The sequence below is a fragment of the Caenimonas koreensis DSM 17982 genome, assembly GCF_009646335.1.
Lineage (GTDB): Bacteria > Pseudomonadota > Gammaproteobacteria > Burkholderiales > Burkholderiaceae_C > Ramlibacter > Ramlibacter koreensis.
On record NZ_WJBU01000002.1, the window covers coordinates 262512 to 282558 of the forward strand.

Annotated in this window: 19 protein-coding genes; 14 read left to right on the forward strand and 5 right to left on the reverse strand. The window is 64.0% G+C overall.

Annotated elements, in window-relative coordinates:
• The first annotated feature begins 747 nt into the window (after positions 1 to 747).
• Genes GHT07_RS03030 through GHT07_RS03090 form a run of 13 tightly spaced genes read left to right on the forward strand, consistent with a single transcriptional unit; the run spans position 748 to position 11909 of the window.
• Positions 748 to 1101 carry an FmdB family zinc ribbon protein gene (locus GHT07_RS03030; protein ID WP_153583580.1) on the forward strand — a complete coding sequence of 118 codons (354 nt, stop codon included), beginning with the start codon at positions 748 to 750 and terminating at the stop codon, positions 1099 to 1101.
• Between the two features lie 11 nt (positions 1102 to 1112).
• Entirely contained in the window at positions 1113 to 1718 is a 606-nt protein-coding gene (locus tag GHT07_RS03035) for a DUF502 domain-containing protein (protein WP_323740764.1), read from the forward strand.
• A gap of 52 nt (positions 1719 to 1770) precedes the next feature.
• Positions 1771 to 3573 carry an aspartate--tRNA ligase gene (aspS, locus tag GHT07_RS03040; protein WP_194792802.1) on the forward strand — a complete coding sequence of 601 codons (1803 nt, stop codon included), beginning with the start codon at positions 1771 to 1773 and terminating at the stop codon, positions 3571 to 3573.
• Between the two features lie 9 nt (positions 3574 to 3582).
• On the forward strand, positions 3583 to 3828 hold the full coding sequence (locus GHT07_RS21260) for a hypothetical protein (RefSeq protein ID WP_194792803.1): 246 nt from the start codon (positions 3583 to 3585) through the stop codon (positions 3826 to 3828).
• Positions 3806 to 4276: a dihydroneopterin triphosphate diphosphatase gene (gene nudB, locus GHT07_RS03050; RefSeq protein ID WP_153583582.1), complete on the forward strand. Its 471-nt coding sequence runs from the start codon at positions 3806 to 3808 to the stop codon at positions 4274 to 4276. The genes GHT07_RS21260 and nudB overlap by 23 nt, the downstream gene beginning before the upstream one ends.
• Positions 4273 to 5007, forward strand: a complete 735-nt coding sequence (locus tag GHT07_RS03055; protein ID WP_153583583.1) for an endonuclease/exonuclease/phosphatase family protein — start codon at positions 4273 to 4275, stop codon at positions 5005 to 5007. Before nudB ends, GHT07_RS03055 begins: the two co-directional genes overlap by 4 nt.
• Positions 5008 to 5014: 7 nt before the next feature.
• Positions 5015 to 6232: a cardiolipin synthase ClsB gene (gene clsB, locus GHT07_RS03060; RefSeq protein WP_153583584.1), complete on the forward strand. Its 1218-nt coding sequence runs from the start codon at positions 5015 to 5017 to the stop codon at positions 6230 to 6232.
• Positions 6229 to 7290, forward strand: a complete 1062-nt coding sequence (locus GHT07_RS03065; protein ID WP_323740765.1) for a ligase-associated DNA damage response exonuclease — start codon at positions 6229 to 6231, stop codon at positions 7288 to 7290. The genes clsB and GHT07_RS03065 overlap by 4 nt, the downstream gene beginning before the upstream one ends.
• Positions 7287 to 8975: an ATP-dependent DNA ligase gene (locus GHT07_RS03070; protein WP_153583585.1), complete on the forward strand. Its 1689-nt coding sequence runs from the start codon at positions 7287 to 7289 to the stop codon at positions 8973 to 8975. Before GHT07_RS03065 ends, GHT07_RS03070 begins: the two co-directional genes overlap by 4 nt.
• A gap of 44 nt (positions 8976 to 9019) precedes the next feature.
• Positions 9020 to 9745 (forward strand): GTP cyclohydrolase I, encoded by a 726-nt coding sequence (folE, locus tag GHT07_RS03075; RefSeq protein ID WP_153583586.1) that lies wholly within the window; start codon positions 9020 to 9022, stop codon positions 9743 to 9745.
• Between the two features lie 12 nt (positions 9746 to 9757).
• The gene (locus GHT07_RS03080; protein WP_153583587.1) at positions 9758 to 10180 is read left to right on the forward strand and encodes a BLUF domain-containing protein; all 423 of its coding nucleotides are present in this window, start codon (positions 9758 to 9760) and stop codon (positions 10178 to 10180) included.
• A gap of 6 nt (positions 10181 to 10186) precedes the next feature.
• The gene (locus tag GHT07_RS03085) at positions 10187 to 11068 is read left to right on the forward strand and encodes a DMT family transporter (RefSeq protein ID WP_323740766.1); all 882 of its coding nucleotides are present in this window, start codon (positions 10187 to 10189) and stop codon (positions 11066 to 11068) included.
• A gap of 4 nt (positions 11069 to 11072) precedes the next feature.
• The gene (locus GHT07_RS03090; RefSeq protein WP_228488142.1) at positions 11073 to 11909 is read left to right on the forward strand and encodes a DUF429 domain-containing protein; all 837 of its coding nucleotides are present in this window, start codon (positions 11073 to 11075) and stop codon (positions 11907 to 11909) included.
• 46 nt (positions 11910 to 11955) lie between these two features.
• Here the strand turns inward: GHT07_RS03090 and GHT07_RS03095 are convergent, their stop codons facing one another.
• The 3 genes from GHT07_RS03095 to GHT07_RS03105 are packed head-to-tail and all read right to left on the reverse strand — an operon-like array spanning position 11956 to position 15929.
• Positions 11956 to 13614 (reverse strand): SulP family inorganic anion transporter, encoded by a 1659-nt coding sequence (locus GHT07_RS03095; protein ID WP_153583588.1) that lies wholly within the window; start codon positions 13612 to 13614, stop codon positions 11956 to 11958.
• On the reverse strand, positions 13611 to 14927 hold the full coding sequence (locus GHT07_RS03100) for a sulfatase family protein (protein WP_323740767.1): 1317 nt from the start codon (positions 14925 to 14927) through the stop codon (positions 13611 to 13613). Before GHT07_RS03100 ends, GHT07_RS03095 begins: the two co-directional genes overlap by 4 nt.
• A gap of 6 nt (positions 14928 to 14933) precedes the next feature.
• Positions 14934 to 15929, reverse strand: a complete 996-nt coding sequence (locus GHT07_RS03105; RefSeq protein ID WP_153583589.1) for a Bug family tripartite tricarboxylate transporter substrate binding protein — start codon at positions 15927 to 15929, stop codon at positions 14934 to 14936.
• 40 nt (positions 15930 to 15969) lie between these two features.
• On the opposite strand from GHT07_RS03105, the gene GHT07_RS03110 reads away from it, so the two are divergent.
• A complete protein-coding gene (locus tag GHT07_RS03110; RefSeq protein ID WP_153583590.1) occupies positions 15970 to 18468 on the forward strand; it encodes a ligase-associated DNA damage response DEXH box helicase in 2499 nt (832 codons plus the stop codon).
• A gap of 3 nt (positions 18469 to 18471) precedes the next feature.
• Here the strand turns inward: GHT07_RS03110 and GHT07_RS03115 are convergent, their stop codons facing one another.
• Together GHT07_RS03115 and GHT07_RS03120 are read right to left on the reverse strand one after the other, a co-directional pair.
• Positions 18472 to 19563: a zinc-binding metallopeptidase family protein gene (locus GHT07_RS03115; RefSeq protein ID WP_153583591.1), complete on the reverse strand. Its 1092-nt coding sequence runs from the start codon at positions 19561 to 19563 to the stop codon at positions 18472 to 18474.
• A 102-nt stretch (positions 19564 to 19665) separates the two neighbouring features.
• Complete coding sequence (locus GHT07_RS03120; RefSeq protein ID WP_153583592.1) at positions 19666 to 19983, reverse strand: BON domain-containing protein; 318 nt, start codon at positions 19981 to 19983, stop codon at positions 19666 to 19668.
• Positions 19984 to 20047: the final 64 nt, after the last annotated feature.

A 20047-nucleotide genomic window follows, 5' to 3' on the forward strand; every position in this document is an offset into this window, starting at 1 on the left:
GAAAGAAACTCGCTGCGCGTTCGCAAGCGGACTCTCCGCTCAGACAACTTTCGCAGCTAGATGACGTGTCGCGCTAAAGCGCGATCCGGCTTCGAGCCAATTCTTGAAGCCACAAAAGAAATCGGCCCCACCAGAGTCCACCTGCCGCGAGTTCACCAACTGGGGGTGGTGACAAAGTCTCGGCTCGCTTCGCATTGCCTGGAATGAGGGACAGTGCGGTAGAGCGAGACGGTGTTTGCGGCCAATTGCTGCGTGCACTCACCGGCAAGAAGCAGAGCGGTCGGTATCTCGTTGATCAAGCGCAGCTGTTGGCTCGTGGCAGGCGGACTCTGGCGCGGCCGACTTTTGTGAGCGGCTTTGAAATTTGTCTTCAGGCCGGATCGCGCTTGCGCGACGCGTGAACTGACTCGCAAAAGCTGTTTGACCGGAGAGTTTGCTTGCAAACTCGCAGGGAGTTCTTTTGCGCCGGCCTGAAGACAAATTTCAAAGCGAAGTTTGCGCGACTAGCGCAAACCGTCACAGCAGGAGGCCGCGCCAGAGTCCGCCTGACGCGAGCTGCCCTGGACAGACAGAGCGCCCTGAACAACCAGAGCCCCCCCCCGAAACAAAGAGAGCGCCCTGAACAGAGCAGACAACCGCCAAAGTCTCGCACCACCAAGGCCAAAACGGTTGAGTTTTCACCCTGCCGCCTATAATTGAAGGCTTTGCAACTGGCCGCGCCGCGCGTGCCGCCAACCCGTCCAACCCATGCCTATCTACGCCTACAAGTGCGCCACCTGCGGCCATGCCAAAGACGTGCTTCGGAAAATCAGCGATCCCCCGCTGACGACCTGCCCTGCGTGTGGCGCGGAAACCTTCGTCAAGCAAGTCACGGCGGCCGGCTTCCAGCTCAAGGGCTCGGGCTGGTACGCAACAGACTTCAAGAACGGATCGGGCGCAACCGTTGCCGCACCCTCAGACAAATCAGACAAGTCAGGCGATGGCGCAGCACCTGCTGAAGGCGCCAAGCCTGCTGAGTCGAAAGCCGCCGACGCCAAGCCCGCCGATTCCACACCGAAGCCAGCCGTGAGCGCACCCGCGCCGTCGGCCAGCAAAGACTGAAAGGGCACGACGTGGCCCCGCTTCGCAAATGGCTCCTCTCCGGCTTGCTGGTGATCGTCCCCGTGGCGATCACCATTGCCGTGCTGCAGTGGATCATCGGCACCCTCGACCAGACGCTGCTCATCCTGCCTGAGGCGTGGCGGCCCGACAAACTGATCGGCGTGCACATCCCGGGCTTTGGCGTGCTGCTCACGCTGGGCATCCTGCTGCTCACAGGCGCTGTGGTGAGCAACTTCATCGGCAAGAAGCTCGTGGGCTGGGGTGACAAAGTCGTCAGCCGCATCCCTGTCGTGCGTTCGATCTATTCGAGCGTCAAGCAAGTCTCCGACACCCTGTTTTCCGAAGGCGGCAACGCCTTTCGCACGGCAGTGCTCGTGCAGTGGCCGCGTGAAGGCGTCTGGACGATTGCGTTCGTCACTGGCGCGCCGGGCGGTGAAGTCGCCGCGCACCTCGATAGCGACTACCTCAGTGTTTATGTTCCCACCACGCCCAATCCCACGGGCGGCTATTTCGTGATGCTCCCCAAGAGCGACTGCGTCGAGCTGAAGATGAGCGTGGATGAAGCGCTCAAGTACGTCATCTCGATGGGCGTCGTCGTACCCGGCAGCGTTCGTTAAGGCAGGCCCGCCTCCAGCGCCTGCCGCTCCTTTGTCAAGAAAGTCTGCTCCTATGTCTTCCCAAATGCGCACCACCTACTGCGGCCTCGTGACCGAGGCGCTGTTGGGCCAAACCGTCACCCTGTGCGGCTGGGTCAATCGCCGGCGCGATCACGGCGGCGTGATCTTCGTGGACGTGCGTGACCGCGAAGGCTACGTGCAAGTCGTCTGCGACCCCGACCGCGCCGACATGTTCAAGACGGCCGAAGGCCTGCGCAACGAGTTCTGCGTGCAGGTCAAGGGCCTCGTGCGCTCACGCCCCGACGGCACGACCAACGACAACATCAAGAGCGGCAAGATCGAAGTGCTGTGCCACGAGCTGACGGTGCTCAACCCGTCCGTCACACCGCCGTTCCAGCTCGACGACGAAAACCTGTCCGAGACGACGCGCCTTGTGCACCGCGTGCTCGACCTGCGCCGCCCGTACATGCAGAACAACCTGATGCTGCGCTACAAGGTGACGATGGAGGTGCGCAAGTTCCTCGATGCCAACGGCTTCATCGACATCGAAACGCCGATGCTCACCAAGAGCACGCCCGAGGGCGCGCGCGACTACCTCGTGCCTTCACGCGTGCACGACGGCATGTTCTTCGCGCTGCCGCAGTCGCCGCAGCTGTTCAAGCAGCTGCTGATGGTGGCCGGCTACGACCGCTACTACCAGATCACCAAATGCTTCCGCGACGAAGACCTGCGCGCTGACCGCCAGCCTGAGTTCACGCAGATCGACGTCGAGACATCGTTCCTCACGGAAGAGGAAATCCGCACGATGTTCGAAGGCATGATTCGCAGCACCTTCATGAACGTGAAGGGCATCGATATCGGCGCCTTCCCCGTGATGAAGCACGCCGACGCAATGCGCCTGTACGGCTCCGACAAGCCTGACCTGCGCGTGAAGATGGAATTCACCGAAATCACCGACGTGATGAAAGACGTTGATTTCAAGGTGTTCTCCGGCCCTGCCAATGCGGAAGACGGCCGCGTGGTGGCGTTGCGCGTGCCCGGCGGCTCCGACATGAGCCGCAGCGAGATCGACGGCTACACCGAGTTCGTGAAGATCTACGGTGCCAAGGGCCTGGCGTGGATCAAGGTCAACGATGCAGCAGCCGGCCGCGAAGGCCTGCAGTCGCCCATCGTGAAGAACCTGCACGACGCAGCCATCGCCGAGATTCTCAAGCGCACGGGCGCGGCCAATGGCGACCTGATCTTCTTCGGCGCCGACAAGGCCAAGGTCGTGAACGACGCCATCGGCGCGCTGCGCGTGAAGGTCGGTCACAGCCCGTTCGGCAAGGCGCACGGCCTGGTCGAAGGCGAGTGGCGCCCGCTGTGGGTCATCGACTTCCCGATGTTCGAGTTCGACGAAGACGCACAACGCTGGAACGCCGTTCACCACCCGTTCACTTCGCCCAAGGATGGTCACGAAGACTTGCTGGAAACCGATCCGGGCAAGGCTGTTGCCAAGGCGTACGACGCCGTGCTCAACGGCATCGAACTCGGCGGTGGCTCCGTTCGTATCCATCGTGAAGACGTGCAGAGCAAGGTATTCCGCGCGCTCAAGATCGACGCTGAAGAGGCACAGCTGAAGTTCGGCTTCCTGCTCGACGCACTGCAATACGGCGCGCCGCCGCACGGCGGCATTGCGATCGGCCTGGACCGCTTCGTGATGCTGATGACGGGCGCCGAAAGCCTGCGCGACGTGATCGCCTTCCCCAAGACGCAGCGCGCGCAAGACCTGCTCACGCAAGCGCCCGGGCCGGTTGACGAGAAGCAGCTGCGCGAGCTGCATATTCGGCTGCGCAATACGGCAGCGGCAGCCTGACGCAAGCGTATGGCCTTGACGTCTGCTGGCGAGAAGAAGTCTTTCGCCCAGCGCAAGAAGGAGCTCGATGAGACCTACAAGGACTGGTTCGCCGAACAGAACGCGTTGGTCGAGAAGTACGGCATTCCCCTTGAGGAATTCGTACCTGGTAAGCGCCTTGACGCGGTTCGGGATCTGGATGGGCCTGTTGCGTCACTGAAGCACGAGGCCAGTCTGCTCGTTCACGCGTTGGATGCGGTTGTCTCCGGTGTCTGACCCACGCCCCTTCAAAATCCCCGAGTCCGTCCTCGTCGTCATTCACACGCCGGCGCTCGACGTCCTGCTCATCCAGCGCGCCGACGCACCGGACTTCTGGCAGTCCGTCACCGGCGCCAAAGACTTCATCGATGAGCCATTTGAAGCGACTGCGGCGCGTGAAGCCTTCGAAGAGACCGGCATCGGCGCGCAGCTCGGCGTGCTCACCGACTGGCAGCTCGAGAACATCTACGACATTTACCCACGCTGGGCACATCGTTACGCACCCGGCGTGACGCGCAACACCGAGCACGTGTTCGGGCTTTGCGTGCCCGACGGAACACCCGTCACGCTCAACCCGCGCGAGCACACGGCCTTCTGCTGGCTGCCCTGGCGCGAGGCCGCTGACAAGTGTTATTCGCCCAGCAACGCCGAAGCCATCCTGTTGCTGCCACAATTTGTGCGATGAGTGGATCACTAGTCAGGATTGCGACTTACAACATCCACAAAGGCGTCCAGGGCGTCGGGCCTGTGCGCCGCCTTGAAATCCATAACATCGGCCACGCAGTCGAGCAGCTCGATGCCGACATCATCTGCCTGCAGGAAGTGCGCAAGCTGCACCGGCGCGAGGAAAAGCATTTCACGCGGTGGCCGCAATTGCCCCAGGCCGAATTCCTCGCACCCGAGGGCTACGACTCCATCTACCAGACCAACGCGACGACCAAGCACGGTGAGCATGGCAATGCGCTGCTCAGCCGCTGGCCGATCCTGCACAACGCGCATGAAGATGTGTCGGATCATCGCTTTGAGCAGCGGGGCTTGCTGCACGCGCACGTGGTCGTGCACGACCACCCGATTCATGTTGTCGTGTTGCACCTGGGCCTGATCGCATCGAGTCGCGCGCGGCAGATCCTGAAAGTCCTTGCGTTCATCGAGCGTGAAATTCCCAAGGGCGAGCCTGTCGTTGTCGCAGGTGACCTCAACGACTTCGGCGCGAAGTTGCGCCCTGCCATGAAAGCCGCCGGCTTCCTGGACTTCATCGGCGCGGGGCAGTTCACCTTTCCGTCGCGCCTGCCGCTCGCGCAACTCGACTTCGTCTATGCCCGCGGCCTCAGGCCCACCGGCGTTGAAGTGCCGCGTGGACCCATCTGGGGGCGCATGTCAGACCACCTGCCGCTGATCGCGGAGTTTCACCTCTAGGGCTTGGATGGCGCAGGCAGATTCCACACCGCGCCCCGGTCACCGGCTCGAGCTGTTGTGCGGCGCTACGCAGTACTGCCCCGCGCTGGTCGAGGCGATCGATGCGGCCGTGCACACCGTGCTGCTGGAAACGTACATCTTCGACTTCACCCGCATGAGCCTTGAGGTGGCGTATGCGCTGGAGCGTGCCGCACGGCGCGGCGTCATCGTGCGCATCGCCGTCGATGGCTTTGGCACCGCTGACATTCCCGGGCACTGGCAGGAGCGATTCCTGCAAACCGGTGTGCAGTTGCGCGTGTTTCGCCGGCTCGGCTGGCTGGGCATGGCGTGGCCGGGCAACTGGAGCCGCCTGCACCGCAAGCTGTGCGTGGTGGACGGTGTCACCGGGTTCTGCGGCGGCATCAACCTGCTCGACGACCTGTTCGACCCGAACCATGGCGTGCTCGAATCGCCGCGATTCGACTTCGCGGTTCGCGTGGCTGGCCCGCTGGTTGCACAGATCGAAACCACGATGAATCGCCTGTGGATGCGCATGCAGGCCGTGCAGGACATGCGCCACGCACGCCTGGCAGGTGCCATCACATCGCTGCGCGCTGCAGGTGCGCAGGCGCCCTTGCCACAAGTGGCAGCACCGGACAGTGCACACCTGGCCCGCGCTGCGTTCGTGCTGCGCGACAACGTGCGCAACCGATCCAGCATCGAGCGCAGCTACCGCCGTGCCATTGCCACCGCGCGCGATGAAATCATCATTGCCAATGCCTACTTCGTGCCGGGTCGCAAGCTACGCCGCGCGCTGATCGAGGCCGCTGGCCGCGGCGTGAAGGTCAGGCTGCTGCTGCAGGGCCGCTACGAATATTTCATGCAGTACTACGCCGCGCGCCCTGTGTACGGTGCGTTGCTGGAAGCCGGCGTCGAGATCCACGAGTACTCGGCGAGCTTCCTGCACGCCAAGGTGGCGGTGATCGACAGCCGGTGGGCGACAGTGGGCTCATCGAACCTCGATCCGCTCAGCCTGCTGCTGGCGCGCGAGGCGAACCTGGTCGTCGAAGACGCTGAGTTCGCCGTGCAACTGCGCTCGCAACTCGTGCACGCCATCGACACGGTGGGCGGCGCGATGAGCGCGCTTGACTATGCCAACCGGCCGTTTCGCCAGCGCGTGTTCGAGCGCGTTGCTCTCGTCGTGATGCGCGTGCTGCTGCTCGTCCAGGGCAAGCATTACCTGTGAAGCCGAACGACCTCGTCGTGCAGCGACCCGAAGGCCTGTATTGCCCGCCGGGTGACTTCTATATCGACCCGTGGCGACCCGTGGCACGGGCCGTGATCACGCATGCACATGCCGATCATGCCCGCTATGGGCACGGCCACTACCTCGCGTCCAGCGATGCGCAGGGCGTGCTGCGTGTGCGGCTCGGTTCGATCGACTTGCAGACGCTGCCTTATGGCGAGCGCATCTCGCACAACGGTGTGACGCTGTCGCTTCATCCGGCGGGCCATGTGCTGGGCTCGGCGCAGGTCAGGCTTGAACATGGCGGCCAGGTATGGGTGGCCAGCGGCGACTACAAGGTCGCGCCCGACCCGACGTGCGCAGCGTTCGAGCCGGTGAAGTGCGATGTGTTCATCACCGAATCGACATTCGGCATGCCGATCTATCGCTGGATTCCCGATGAAGAGCTCTTCACCGGCATCAATGACTGGTGGAGCCGCAATGCCGCAGCCGGGCGTGCGAGTGTGCTGGCGTGCTACAGCTTCGGCAAGGCGCAACGCGTGCTGGCGGGTGTTGATGCGTCGATCGGGCCCATCATCGTGCACGGCGCCGTCGAGCCGCTCAATGCCGCCTATCGCGAAGCTGGCGTCGCCCTGCCGCCCACGCGGCTGGTGACCGACGTCGCCGACAGGAGTGAGCTCAGGCGCGCGCTGGTCGTATGCCCGCCGAGCGCAGTGGCGAGCACGTGGCTGCGCCGCTTCGGTGAGGCAAGCACCGCATTTGCCAGTGGCTGGATGCAGCTTCGCGGCGCGAGAAGGCGCGGCGGCTATGACCGCGGGTTTGTGCTGTCGGACCACGCCGACTGGCCGGGGCTGATGGGTGCCATCGGCGCGACGGGCGCGCAGCGCGTGATCGTCACGCACGGCAGCATTGCCGCGATGGTGCGCTACCTGCGCGAGCAGGGGCTGGAGGCTGAATCGTTCGACACCGAATATGGCAGCGACGACCTGGAAGCCGCTGTTGAGAAAGGCGGGAGCGCTGAACTACCGGCTGAACCGCCCCAGGAGAGCGCGCCATGAGGCAGTTCGCGCAACTGTTCACCGAACTCGATGCGACAACCTCCACCAACGCCAAGGTGGAAGCGCTCCAGCGCTACTTCGACCAGGCGGACGCACGCGACGCGGCGTGGGCTGTTTACTTTCTGTCCGGCGGCAAGCCGCGGCAGGTCGTGTCGATGTCGATCCTCGCTGGCCTTGCCTGCGACATCGCAGCATTAGCGCCGTGGTTGTTCGATGAGTGCTACCAGGCCGTCGGCGATCTTGCGGAGACCATTGCCCACATCCTGCCGCGTGACGCGCAGCCTTCGGATGTGGGGCTGGCAACCTGGGTGGAAGAGCGGCTGTTGCCTTTGCGTGGCCTGCCCGAAGAAGAAATCGTGGCGCGCATTCGCAGCTACTGGCGCGAGCTCGACCCGCAAGGCCGGTTCCTGCTGTCCAAGCTCGTGGGCGGAGGCTTTCGCGTCGGCGTGAGCAAGCTGCTCGTGCAACGCGCGCTGGCCGCGCACTCAGGCGTCGACGCCAAGCGCATTGCGCAGCGGATGATGGGCTACACCGACATCAAGGTCGCCCCGACAGCGCAACGCTTTCTGGCGCTTATTGCCAACACGCCCGAGGGCGAGGCCGCACCTCAGGACGCGGGGCAACCGTATCCGTTCTTTCTTGCGCACCAGCTCGACGCGCCGGTTGAAGTGTTCGCGAGCAAGCTCGGCCCGGTCACCGATTGGCAAGTGGAATGGAAGTACGACGGCATCCGCGGCCAGGTGGTCAAGCGTGCGGGCCAGGTGTGGGTCTGGTCGCGCGGCGAGGAACTGGTCACGGAGCGCTTTCCGGAAATTGTTGCGCTTGCGAATGACCTGCCCGATGGCACCGTGCTGGACGGCGAGATCCTGGTGTGGCTCGATGGCCGTCCCGCGCCGTTTTCGTTGCTGCAGCAGCGCATCGGCAGGAAGACGCTCACCAAAAAAATCCTTGCCGACGCGCCCGTGTCATTCATGGCCTACGACCTGCTGGAAGAAAGCGGTGTGGATGTGCGTGCCGCCCCGCAGCATGAACGCCGCCAGCGCCTCGAATTGCTGCTGGCCACCACGCGCCTGATGATGTCGCCGGTCGAGTCGGCGAGCTCGTGGGCAGAGTTTGCGCAGCGCCGCGAGCAATCGCGCGAACTCGGCATGGAAGGCTTCATGCTCAAGCGCAATGATGCGGCGTACGGCACAGGCCGCACCAAGGCCGAAGGCCTGTGGTGGAAGTGGAAGATCGAGCCGATGACGATCGACTGCGTGCTGATCTACGCACAAGCCGGCCATGGCAGGCGCGCCTCGGTCTACACCGACTACACCTTCGCCGTCTGGAACCGCGAGCCGCGAGACCAGGCCGAAGCCGATGCTGTGATTGAAGCGATCGCCGGCAAGGTGCCCGCGCAGCCCGATGCCTTGCAGCTCGTTGCGTTTGCGAAGGCGTATTCGGGCCTGACCGACGAGGAGTTCAGGCAGGTCGATGCGATCATCCGCAAGTCGACCATCGAGAAATTCGGGCCGGTGCGCAGCGTGAAGCCTTCGCTCGTGTTCGAGCTCGGCTTTGAAGGCATCAACCGCAGCCCGCGCCACAAAAGCGGCATTGCGGTGCGCTTTCCGCGCATGCTGCGCATACGCTTCGACAAGCCGCTACACGAGGCAAACACGCTTGAAGATCTGGAGCGGCTGCTGTAACCCCTTGCCGAACCCGGCCTTCAATAGCAGTGTTAGGATTTGCGATGCTTATGAAGGCCGACCCGTCCTCCACCCTCACGCCCGATGACGACGGCACGCCTGTGTCCGTCAAGATTCGCGAGCGTGTTGTCGCGGCGCGCAAGCGCTTCCACTCGAACGACAACATTGCAGCCTTTATCGAGCCGGGCGAGCTTGAAAAGCTCCTTGACGAAGTCGAGGAGAAGATGAAGGGCGTGCTCGAGAGCATGGTCATCGACACATCGAACGACCACAACACGGGCGACACCGCGCGGCGCGTGGCCAAGATGTACCTCAACGAGGTGTTCAAGGGCCGCTATCTCAAGCAACCCGCCATAACCGAATTCCCGAATGCCGAGCACCTGAACGAGCTGATGATCGTCGGCCCGATCACCGTGCGCAGCGCCTGCAGCCACCACTTCTGCCCCGTGATCGGCAAGGTCTGGATCGGCGTCATGCCCAACGAGCACACCAACGTGATCGGCCTGTCGAAATACGCGCGCCTGGCTGAATGGGTCATGAGCCGGCCGCAGATCCAGGAAGAAGCGGTTGTGCAGCTGGCGGACCTGATCATGGAAAAGACACAGCCCGATGGCCTGGCCATCGTGATGGAAGCCAGCCACTTCTGCATGGCCTGGCGCGGCGTGAAAGACATGGACGCGAAGATGATCAACTCGGTCATGCGTGGAGCCTTCCTGAAAGATCCCGCACTGCGCCGCGAATTCCTCGCCCTCATCCCCGGAAAGAACTAGGAAACCAACACCATGCTCGTACGACTGCTTTACGCCAGCCGCGCGGTGGACACGAGCCCCGAGGCCATCGAGTCGATCCTCAACCAGTCGCGCCAGCACAACCCGGTGACCGGCATCACCGGCATCCTTTGTTATGGCGGCGGGATCTTCCTGCAGGCCATCGAAGGCGGCCGCATGCAGGTCAGCGAGCTGTTCGGCCACATCCAGCGCGATGTGCGCCACAAGGACGTCGCGCTGCTGCACTATGAAGAAATCTCCGAGCGTCGCTTTGGCGGCTGGACGATGGGGCAAGTCAACCTGTCCAAGCTCAATCACGCGATCTTGCTGAAGTATTCTGAAAAGCCGGAGCTCGATCCGTACTCGGTGTCGGGCAAAGTGTCGTTCGCACTGCTTGAAGACCTGATGGCCACGGCCAACATCTGCGGCCGCGCCTAATCACTTGTGCCCGCGAGCGCACTCGCTCTCGTCCTTCTCGCCGGACTGATTCACGCCAGCTGGAACATCGCCGCCAAGAAGGCCGGTGGTGACTCGCGCTTTGCTGTTTTCACCACCGTCGTGATGATCGTCTTCTGGGCGCCGCTCGGCATCTGGCTTGGTGTGAAGCAAATGCCCGCATGGGGGCGCAACGAGTGGCTGCTTGTTGCCGCAAGCGCGGTCTTCCATACGATGTACTACATCGTGCTGCTGCGCGGCTATCGCAAGGCCGATCTCACCGTGGTGTATCCACTGGCGCGTGGGTCGGGTCCGTTGCTCTCGTCGCTGGCGGCAATCATGCTGCTGGGCGAAAGCATCTCGGCGCTGGGGGTGGCGGGCATTGCAGGCGTAGTCGTCGGTGTTTTTCTCATCGCAGGCGGGCCGGGCCTGTGGCGCGCAACGCCGGGCGCAGAGCGCCGTGCGCGCGTGAACAAGGGCATGTTCTACGGCGTGCTCAGTGGTGCCTTCATCGCGAGCTACACCGTGGTGGATGGCTACGGCGTGAAGTACCTGCTGATGTCGCCGATCCTGCTCGACTATGCGGGTGCTGTTTTCCGCCTCGCTGTATTGGCGCCGGCGTTTTTGCGCGACGTGCAGACGGCTGCGCTGATGTGGCAGCGGCAATGGAAGTACGCGGTGTTCGTCGGCATCATCAGCCCCGTGTCGTACGTGCTGGTGCTGTACGCGATGCAAGTCGCGCCGCTGTCGCACGTCGCGCCTGCGCGTGAAGTGTCGATGCTGTTCGCAGCGCTCATCGGCGGCCAGTTGCTCGGTGAGGGCGACAGGCTGATGCGTGTTGCCGGCGCCGTGCTGATCGGCTCAGGCGTGATGGCGCTCGCGCTGGGTTGATCTGATGATGACGAACGAAGCGATGCATGCGCCCCTGTTGCTCGGCTGCGATTTCTCCAGCAGCCCGACCAAGCGCAAGCCGGTCGTGATGGCACTGGGCACGCAACGCAGTGGCCGCGTCGTGCTGTCGAAGCTGGAGAAGTTTGCGACGCTGCAGGCGTTTGGCGAATGGCTCGCGCAACCGGGTGAGTGGACAGGCGCTTTTGATTTCCCTTTCGGCTTGCCGCGCGAACTGGTGGAGCAGCTGCAATGGCCGCTTGACTGGCACGAGTGCATGCTCCATTACGCGAGCCTGTCGCGCCCGCAGATTCGCGACACGTTTGCAGCGTTCTGCAACGCGCGGCCTGTCGGCTCCAAGTTTGCGCATCGCGCCTGCGACCACCTGGCGGGTTCGAGCCCGTCGATGAAGTGGGTGAACCCGCCAGTGGCGTACATGTTGCACGCGGGTGTTCCGCTGTTGCTCGATGCCGGTGTTCATTTGCCCGGGTTGCGTCAAGGCGACGAAACGCGTGTTGCGCTGGAGGCGTACCCGGGCCTGCTCGCGCGTGAGTTGATCGGCAACCGCAGCTACAAGAACGACGACAAGGCCAAGCAGACGCCCGAGCGCCTGATTGCGCGCAAAGACCTGATCACCGCGCTCGAACACGGCCAGACCCGTTTGAAGTTGCGCCTGAAGCTCACGCATGCCCAGCGCGACATGCTGGTTGACGATGCAAGTGGTGATTGCCTGGATGCCGTGCTGTGCCTCATGCAGGCGGCTTGGGGTGCGGGGCAGGGCGGGCCGCGCTTCGGGTTGCCTGCGAGGGCTGATCCGCTGGAGGGGTGGATTCTCAGCGCGTAGGCCGTGGGTCCGGGCCCTCGCGGCAGGCTCTGCCAGCTGAGAGCGTTCAGTGCTCGCCCACGTGAGCCAGCGCCACCAGCGCCTCCGCATCCGTGCGGTACATCGCCAGCAGCGGGCTCGCATAGAGCGCACCTGAGCGCTCCAGCACCCGCTCCACAGGCAACTTGATGCCGCTGATGTGCAGCTTGATGCCCTGCGACTCGAACATCTTGCGCAGCCGCAAAAATACCTCCACCCCCGTGGTGTCGATGCGGTTGATCGGCTGCGCGAACAGGCACACATGCCGCACATCCGGATGCGCGGCCAGGTGATCGACAATTGCGCGCTCGAATGAACTCGCCGACGCGAAGTCCAGCTCGCCGTCCATCCGCAGTGCGTACAAATGCGGCGCGAGCAGCGGCAACGACCACAAGTGTCGATCGCGCAAACTGCCATCAGGATGCAGGCCCGTTTCGATGATGCGGGGATGCAGCCGCAAGTACAGAAAGTGCGCGAGCCCGATCAGCACGCCCGTCATCACACCCCAGTAAATTCGCGGCGCCGTGATGATCGTGACGGCGAAAGTCACCAGCGCTGTCGATGCCTCGACACGGTCAATGCGCCACAACTGTTGCAGCGTACGGGGCTTCACAAGCCCCGCCACCGCGACGACCACAACGGCGGCCAGCGCAGCGCGCGGCACATGCTGCAACGCGGGCGTCAGCACCAGCAGCACCACCACCACAATCGCCGTGCTCAACACCGTCGCCCAGCCGGTGCGCGCGCCCGAATACAGCGTGATCGCTGACCGCGAGAACGACGTGCTCGTGGGAAAGCTGCCCGACAACGCAGCGGCGATCTTGCCCGCGCCCTGGCCGATCAAGTCCTGCCCCGCATCCCAGCGCTTGCCATCGTGCTGGCTTTCGATCTTGGCGCTCGATGCCATCTCCAGCGAGCTCACCAGCGCAATCACCAGCGCAGGCACCACCAGCGCGCCCATCTGCGTCCAGCCGGGCCATGCCGGCCAGTACGGTGAGGGCAAGCCCGCAGGCAATGCGCCGACGACTGCGCCGTGCGCCGAGTAGCCCGACAGCCAGGCCACAAGGCCAGACACCGCAATGCCAATCAGCACCGCGGGCAGGCTTGGCAACCATCGCTTGGCTGCAAGAAAGAACACGACATTCGCGATGCCGAAGGCGAGCGCCATCGCGTCGAGTGAAGGCGCGTTCAACAGTTCCGCAAGGCCGCCGTGCAACCCGATCAGCGCGGGCACTTGCGACGCAATGATCAGCAGCGCTGCCGCCTGGCTGAAGCCCGCAAGCACGGGCGAGCTCACCAGGTTCAGCACCCAGTCGGCACGCATCGCACCGATGGCCAGCTGGATGCCGCCCGAGAGCAGCGCGAGCCACGCGACCAGTGCAATCCAGTTGCCGCTCATCGGCTCGGCCAGGCCGATGAGTGAGGTGCCGACCAGCACGCTCGTCAACGCCGACGGCCCGACGGACAGCCGTGTCGAGCCACTGAACAACACCGAAATGAGCGCTGGCAAAAACGCGGCGTACAGCCCGGTGACAAGCGGCATGCCAGCCAGACTCGCGTACGCGACTGACTGCGGAATCATCACCACCGCCACGGTGATGGCGGCGACGGTCTCACTGCGCAGCAGCGCCGCATCCAGCCGCGGCCAGCGCAGGAAGGGCAGCCAGCGGGAGAGATCGGTTTTCAACGCTGGGGCATGTCCTTCACCGAGAAGCCGAGGCTCACGGTGGCGTCTGGCGGTATCGGCGGCATGGTCGCGTTCCACGCCTGCCACGCGTCGCGCATGTCGGCAAGGCGCTGCGGCTGGCGCGTGGCCAGGTTGGCGCGTTCGCGCTCGTCAGCCGGAATGTCGAAGAGGTAGTCGTTGCCATCCACGCGCAGGTATTTCCAGTTGCCGTCGCGCAGCGCGCGTTGGCCGCGGTGGTTCATGCGCCAATGCAGCGGGCGGTCGAAAGAGACTGAAGAGTCGCGCAGCACCTTCATCAACGACACACCGTCGAGCGGGTAGTCAGGATGCGCCTTCGCGCCACCTGCTTCGAGCATGGTGGCCGACCAGTCCATCGTCATGCACAACTGCTCGCTGAGGCCGCCAGCCTGTATCACCGCTGGCCAGTGCGCAATCCACGGCACGCGGATGCCGCCCTCCGTCAAGTCCATCTTGCCGCCCACGAGTGGCCAGTTGTCCGAGAAGCGCTCGCCGCCGTTGTCGCTCGTGAACACGACCAGCGTGTTGTCGGCAATGCCTTTTGCGCGCAGTGCCTGCATCACCCAGCCGATGCCTTCGTCCATGTGATGGATCATCTTGCGGTAGCTGTGTATGTTGCCGCCGTGCAGGTGAAAGAGGTTGTCCTTCACCTCCTGCGCCAGCGCTTCGTCGTCGCGCGTCTCCCACGGCCAGTGCGGCGCGGTGTAGTGCAGGCTGAGGAAGAAGGGCGCATCGCCCGCGCCCGCACGCCCGATGTAGTCAACCGCGCGGCGCGAGATCAGGTCCGTGAGGTAGCCCGGCTCGTGCTTTTCTTCCTCGCCCTCCCACAAGTCATGCGCGCCCGTCCAGCCGCAGTGCGTGAAGTAGTCCACCCCGCCCGACATGGGCCCGAAGAATTCGTCGTAGCCCGAGCGCAGCGGGCCGAACGAAGGCGGATAGCCCATGTGCCACTTGCCGATCAACGCCGTGCGATAGCCCGCGTCCCTCAACAACGACGGCAGCGTGGGGTGTTCGGGCGGCAGGCCCAATGTGGTGCTGCCGCGGCTCTTGCTGTTGATCGGCTCTTCGGCCGCGCCGCGCAGCCGGTACTGGTAGCGCGCCGTCATCAAGGCAAAGCGGGTGGGCGAACAGACGGGCGAATTCGAGTAGCCCTGGGTGAATTTCAGGCCGTTGGCCGCCAGCCCATCAAGCACGGGCGATACCGGCGCGCGCCCGCCATAGCAGCCAAGATCAGCAAAGCCAAGGTCGTCTGCAACGATGAAGATGATGTTGGGCTTGATGTTGGGCTGTTTCACAGCGATTCAGTCCGTGGTCACGAAGTTCACCGCACGCATGATGCGCCCCCACCGCGCCGTGTCTTCACGCATTGTCTTGAGCAGTGCCTCGGGGCCATCGCCCACGGGGTACATGCCGTTGACGAGCAACTGCTGGCGCACCTCGCGCGAATTGACGGCTTTGGTGAACTCGGCGCGCAATTTGTCGAGCACCGGCTGCGGCGTTTTGGCGGGTGCGTAAAAAGAGAACCACGAATTGGCGACCACGTCCGGATAGCCCTGCTCCGCAAACGTGGGGATGGCGGGCATGGGCGGCGAGCGTTTCGAGCCGCTGGTCGCCAGCACTTTGACGCGGCCCGTCTGCAGCGACGTGATCGCGCCGCCTACCGTGTCGAAGAACACCGGGACCGTGCCGCCCAGTATGTCCTGCCGTGCGGGCGTGGAGCCACGGTAGGGGATGTGCAGCATCTGCAGGCCCGCTGAACGATTGAGCATTTCGCCCAGGAAGTGCGAGGGCGTGCCCGCACCATAGGATGCAAAGCTGACCTTGTTGCCTTGCGACTTCGCCCAGGTGATGAACTCGGCCAGCGTGTTCGCGGGCACGTCCTTGTGCACCGTCAACGCCAGCTCGAAGCTCGCCGCGTTGACGATGGGCGCGAAGTCCTTGAACGGGTCGTAGTTCAGGCTCTTGTACGCATTCGGGAACATCGTCATGGTGCCAGCAGTGCCCAGCATGATGGTGTGCCCGTCTGGCTCGGCGTTCTTCGCGACTTCGATGGCGATGCGGCCCGCCGCGCCGCCGCGGTTGTCGAGCACCAGCGGCCCGAGGGTGGGCCGCACATATTCGCCGATGGCGCGCGTGAGCACGTCTTGCGTGCCACCGGCAGGCACGCCGATCAGCACGTGGATGGGTTTGGTCGGAAATGCTGTGGCTGAGGTTTGCGCGCGGATGCCCCATGGCAGGAGGCCGGAGGCGATCAATGCAGCGGTAGCGCGCCGCCGCGGTGAAAAGCTGTGGTTCATCGACTTGTGGGTGTTTGCTTCGAAGCATACTGTGCGGGCAATGCGTACGCCAACGGTGCCGCCCCCTATTGATCCTTCCTCCCGTATTGAGTCGCCCGTGCAGCAGTGGCTTGCGGGGCGTGGCTGGGCAGCCTTCGAGTTCCAGCAGGAGGTGTGGCAGGCCATTGCGCAGGGCCGCAGCGGCATGCTGCATGCCACCACGGGGAGCGGCAAAACGTATGCCGTGTGGCTGGGCATACTCGATCGCCTGCTGCATGACCACCCGCCGGACCGTGGTGCCGAGCCATTGCGAGCGATCTGGCTCACACCCATGCGGGCGCTTGCCGCCGACACCACGCGCGCCCTGTCGCAGCCGCTGCATGCGCTTGCGCCGCAGTGGACCATCGGCCAGCGCACCGGTGACACACCCGCTTCCGAGCGTGCGAGGCAGGACAGGCGCTTTCCCACGGTGCTGGTCACCACGCCTGAATCGCTCAGCCTGATGCTCACGCGTGCGAATGCGCGCGAAGAGCTGCGATCGGTTGAATACGTGGTCGTCGATGAATGGCACGAGCTGATTGGCAGCAAGCGGGGTGTGCAGGTCCAGCTTGCCATGGCGCGGCTGTGGCAGTTCAACACCAGGCTCGTCGCGTGGGGCCTGAGCGCGACGCTGGGCAACCTGCGTGAGGCCATGGAGGTTCTGTGCCAGCCTGCCATTGCACAAGGCACCGCGCCTGAACCTGCGCTGGTGCGCGGGCGCATCGACAAGAGCCTGGTGATCGACACGTTGATTCCACCGGAGCCTGGCAAGTATTCGTGGGCGGGGCACCTGGGCGCGCGCATGCAGCAACCCGTGGTCGATGAGATCGCGAAGTCGGGCACCACACTCGTGTTCACCAATGTGCGCTCGCAGGCGGAGATCTGGTACCAGCTGCTGCTCGAAGCCAGGCCCGAGTGGGCGGGCGAGATTGCGTTGCACCACGGCTCGATGGACAAAGCCACGCGCGACTGGGTGGAGCAGGGCCTGAAAGCGGGCACATTGCGCGCGGTCGTGGCGACCTCCTCGCTCGACCTGGGCGTGGACTTCCTGCCGGTGGAACGCGTGCTGCAAATCGGCTCGGCCAAGGGCGTCGCACGCATCATGCAGCGCGCGGGCCGCAGCGGTCATGCGCCCGGCCGCTCCAGCCGCCTGACGCTCGTGCCGACCAACACGATGGAATTGATCGAGGCGGCCGCAGCGCGTCGTGCCGCGTACGCAGGGCGGGTCGAGGAGAGGCAGTCGCCCGACAAGCCGCTCGATGTGCTTGTGCAGCATCTCGTGACGATCGCGCTCGGTGGCGGCTTCGTGGCGGCGCAGCTGTATGCCGAAGTGCGCACGGCCTGGGCCTATCGCAGCCTGACGCAGCAGGAGTTTGACTGGGCGCTGGCGTTTTGCGAGCGGGGCGGCGCGAGCCTCACGGCTTACCCCGACTACCACCGCATCGTGATGAACGAAGAGGGCGTCTATCACGTGCCCGACCGGGGCATCGCCAAGCGTCACCGGCTGGGCATCGGCACCATCGTGAGCGATGCGTCGATGCAGGTGAAGTACATGAGCGGCGCGAACATCGGCACGATCGAAGAGGGCTTCATTGCGCGCCTGCGGCAGGGCGACTGCTTCTTCTTCGCGGGCAAGCTGCTTGAATTCGTGCGCGTGCGGGAGATGGCTGCGTATGTGAAGAAGGCCGCGAAGAACAAGGGGACGGTGCCCTCGTGGCAAGGCAGCAAGATGGCACTGTCCACCGAGCTGGGCGATGCCGTGCTTGAGATGATGCAGCGCGCCGCGCAGGGCGACTTCTTCGAGCCGGAGCTGCAGGCGTCGCGGCCCATGCTGCAGACCCAGGCGCGCCTGTCGCGCATTCCCACACCTGACACGCTGCTGGTCGAGGCATTCACGTCGCGTGAAGGGCATCACTTGTATGTCTACCCCTTCGCAGGGCGGCACGTGCATCTGGGCCTGGCGAGCTTGCTGGGGTGGCGCCTCGCGCGCCAGCAGCCCAACACGTTCAGCATGTCCGTGAACGACTACGGCTTCGAGCTGGTGAGCGCGCAGCCGTTCAATGTCACGCCCGTCGTGGACACATCCGTTTTCGATACGGCGCAGCTATTGCATGACGTGCTCGCATCGCTGAACTCCACCGAGCTGGCGCAAAGGCGCTTTCGCGAGATCGCCCGGGTGGCGGGTCTTGTGTTTTCAGGCTATCCGGGGCAGCCCAAGAGCACCAGGCAGCTGCAGGCGTCGAGTGGCCTGTTCTTCGAGGTATTTCGCAAGTACGACGAGGGCAACCTGTTGCTCACGCAGGCACAGAAAGAAGTGCTGAGCCAGGAGCTGGAGATCTCGCGCCTGCGCGCCACGCTCAAGAAAATGAGCAAGCTGCGTGTGGACTACGTGCAGCTGCGCCACCCCAGCCCCATGAGCCTGCCGCTGATGGTCGAGCGTTTCCGCGAGCAGCTCACCACGGAGCAGCTCTCCACCCGGCTCGACCGGATCATTCGCGATATGGAGAACGATCCCGGCTGACGCTCAGGCCCTGCTGTCCGGCTGCGGCGGCGCATGAATCACGTCGTGGACGTACTTCAACTTCTCGAGCGCGTGCGCTGACAGCGCGAACGGATACGCGTCGTCTTGTCCGAGGCTGCGATTGAGGCTGTTCACGAGCAGGGTCAGTGGCACCCATTGATCGACGAGCTGCATGAACTCGGCCTTGTCTGTCTCAAACGGATTGGTGACTTCTTCCTCGTTGTCGTCGCCAGGGACGACGACCTTGGTGTTGTACGACGATGCCGTCTCCAGCAGGTCGACCATGTGCAGGTAGTGTGCCCAGGTCTCGGCCCAGTCTTCCCATGGGTGCGCGGTGGCGTACGCGCTCACATAGTTGTCTTGCCAGCCGGCTGGCGCGCCGCTGCGGTAGTACGTGTCGAGTGCTTCGCGGTACAGCACCGACTCGTCGCCGAAGATCTCGCGGAACGACTCGAGGCGGCCGCCATCACGAATCAGCTTGTCCCAGTAGTAGTGGCCGGACTCGTGACGCAAGTGCCCGAGCAGGGTGCGATAAGGCTCGCGCAACTCGACGCGGCGGCGCACGCGTTCGGCGTCGTCGGCCTCTGCAATATTCAGCGTGATGACGCCATTGACGTGACCCGTGATCACCGCCTGCCCGGGCTGGTCTGCCAGGAATTCGAAGATGGGTCCGTCACTCAGGCCACTGGGAATGTCCACGGAGGCAAGCCGCAGCTTGGCGAGCGTATAGAAAAGGCGCCGCTTCGCGACTTCGATGCGGTACCAGCGCTGGTGGTTGTCGCCAAGCGTCAGGTCTGGCAACAGGCGGGTCTGGCGGCACGACACGCACAGCTCGTTCGGGTCGTCAACGGGCACGGCAAAGTTGCATGCCTGGTGCGCTGTGTGGTTGGCGCACAGCCTGTAGAAGCGTTTGGCGCCGCTGCGCCGGCTGGACGACTTGCGCTGCCAGCAGCCCGCAGGTTTGCCCGGTGCCGGCTCGATCGAACACAGCGCCAGCCTGTGGGCAAGGAACGCGAGGTCACTTCCGCAGAGCAGGCACTGGACGTTTTCGAAGAACAGTGCATGCCCGCAGTGATCGCAGCGGAAGGTTCTCATTGCAAGCCTCAATGCAAAAAGCGCAAACCAGAACGACAAAGGCAGGCGATGTCACTCGCCTGCCTTTGAGGGGCGGGCAAGCCGGCCGCTGCCCGCAAGTCCTTACGGACGAACCGACAGGTTGTTGAGCACCTGGCGAACACCCTTGGTGTTGCGCGCGATGTATTCGGCTTGTGCCTTCTCCGTTGACGACTTGGCGAAGCCGGACAGCGACACGGCGCCGTTGAGCGTTTCGACCTTGATCGCGCCGGCATCCACGGTCTTGTCTTCGACGAACTTGGCCTTCACCGCGGTGGTGATGGCTGCGTCATCGACATAAGCGCCGACGGTTTCCTGGTTGCGCACAACGGCGCAGCCAGTGGACACGAGGGTGGCGCCGGCGACGAGGGCGATAGCGATGGCTCGGGTTGTGTAGTTCATGAGTTTCTCCTTCAGTTGACAAAAAATTGGCTAGCGGTGCCCCAGCTTCACTCTCAGACTCACC

What these genes read in the sequence shown, in the direction of transcription:
- GHT07_RS03120 (WP_153583592.1), bottom strand. Translation starts at nt 19,983, where the DNA reads ATGAACTACACAACCCGAGCCATCGCTATCGCCCTCGTCGCCGGCGCC.
- folE (WP_153583586.1), top strand. Translation starts at nt 9,020, where the DNA reads ATGCTTATGAAGGCCGACCCGTCCTCCACCCTCACGCCCGATGACGAC.
- GHT07_RS03055 (WP_153583583.1), top strand. Translation starts at nt 4,273, where the DNA reads ATGAGTGGATCACTAGTCAGGATTGCGACTTACAACATCCACAAAGGC.
- GHT07_RS03090 (WP_228488142.1), top strand. Translation starts at nt 11,073, where the DNA reads ATGATGACGAACGAAGCGATGCATGCGCCCCTGTTGCTCGGCTGCGAT.
- GHT07_RS21260 (WP_194792803.1), top strand. Translation starts at nt 3,583, where the DNA reads ATGGCCTTGACGTCTGCTGGCGAGAAGAAGTCTTTCGCCCAGCGCAAG.
- GHT07_RS03080 (WP_153583587.1), top strand. Translation starts at nt 9,758, where the DNA reads ATGCTCGTACGACTGCTTTACGCCAGCCGCGCGGTGGACACGAGCCCC.
- GHT07_RS03030 (WP_153583580.1), top strand. Translation starts at nt 748, where the DNA reads ATGCCTATCTACGCCTACAAGTGCGCCACCTGCGGCCATGCCAAAGAC.
- clsB (WP_153583584.1), top strand. Translation starts at nt 5,015, where the DNA reads ATGGCGCAGGCAGATTCCACACCGCGCCCCGGTCACCGGCTCGAGCTG.
- GHT07_RS03105 (WP_153583589.1), bottom strand. Translation starts at nt 15,929, where the DNA reads ATGAACCACAGCTTTTCACCGCGGCGGCGCGCTACCGCTGCATTGATC.
- GHT07_RS03110 (WP_153583590.1), top strand. Translation starts at nt 15,970, where the DNA reads ATGCGTACGCCAACGGTGCCGCCCCCTATTGATCCTTCCTCCCGTATT.
- GHT07_RS03115 (WP_153583591.1), bottom strand. Translation starts at nt 19,563, where the DNA reads ATGAGAACCTTCCGCTGCGATCACTGCGGGCATGCACTGTTCTTCGAA.
- GHT07_RS03070 (WP_153583585.1), top strand. Translation starts at nt 7,287, where the DNA reads ATGAGGCAGTTCGCGCAACTGTTCACCGAACTCGATGCGACAACCTCC.
- aspS (WP_194792802.1), top strand. Translation starts at nt 1,771, where the DNA reads ATGTCTTCCCAAATGCGCACCACCTACTGCGGCCTCGTGACCGAGGCG.
- nudB (WP_153583582.1), top strand. Translation starts at nt 3,806, where the DNA reads ATGCGGTTGTCTCCGGTGTCTGACCCACGCCCCTTCAAAATCCCCGAG.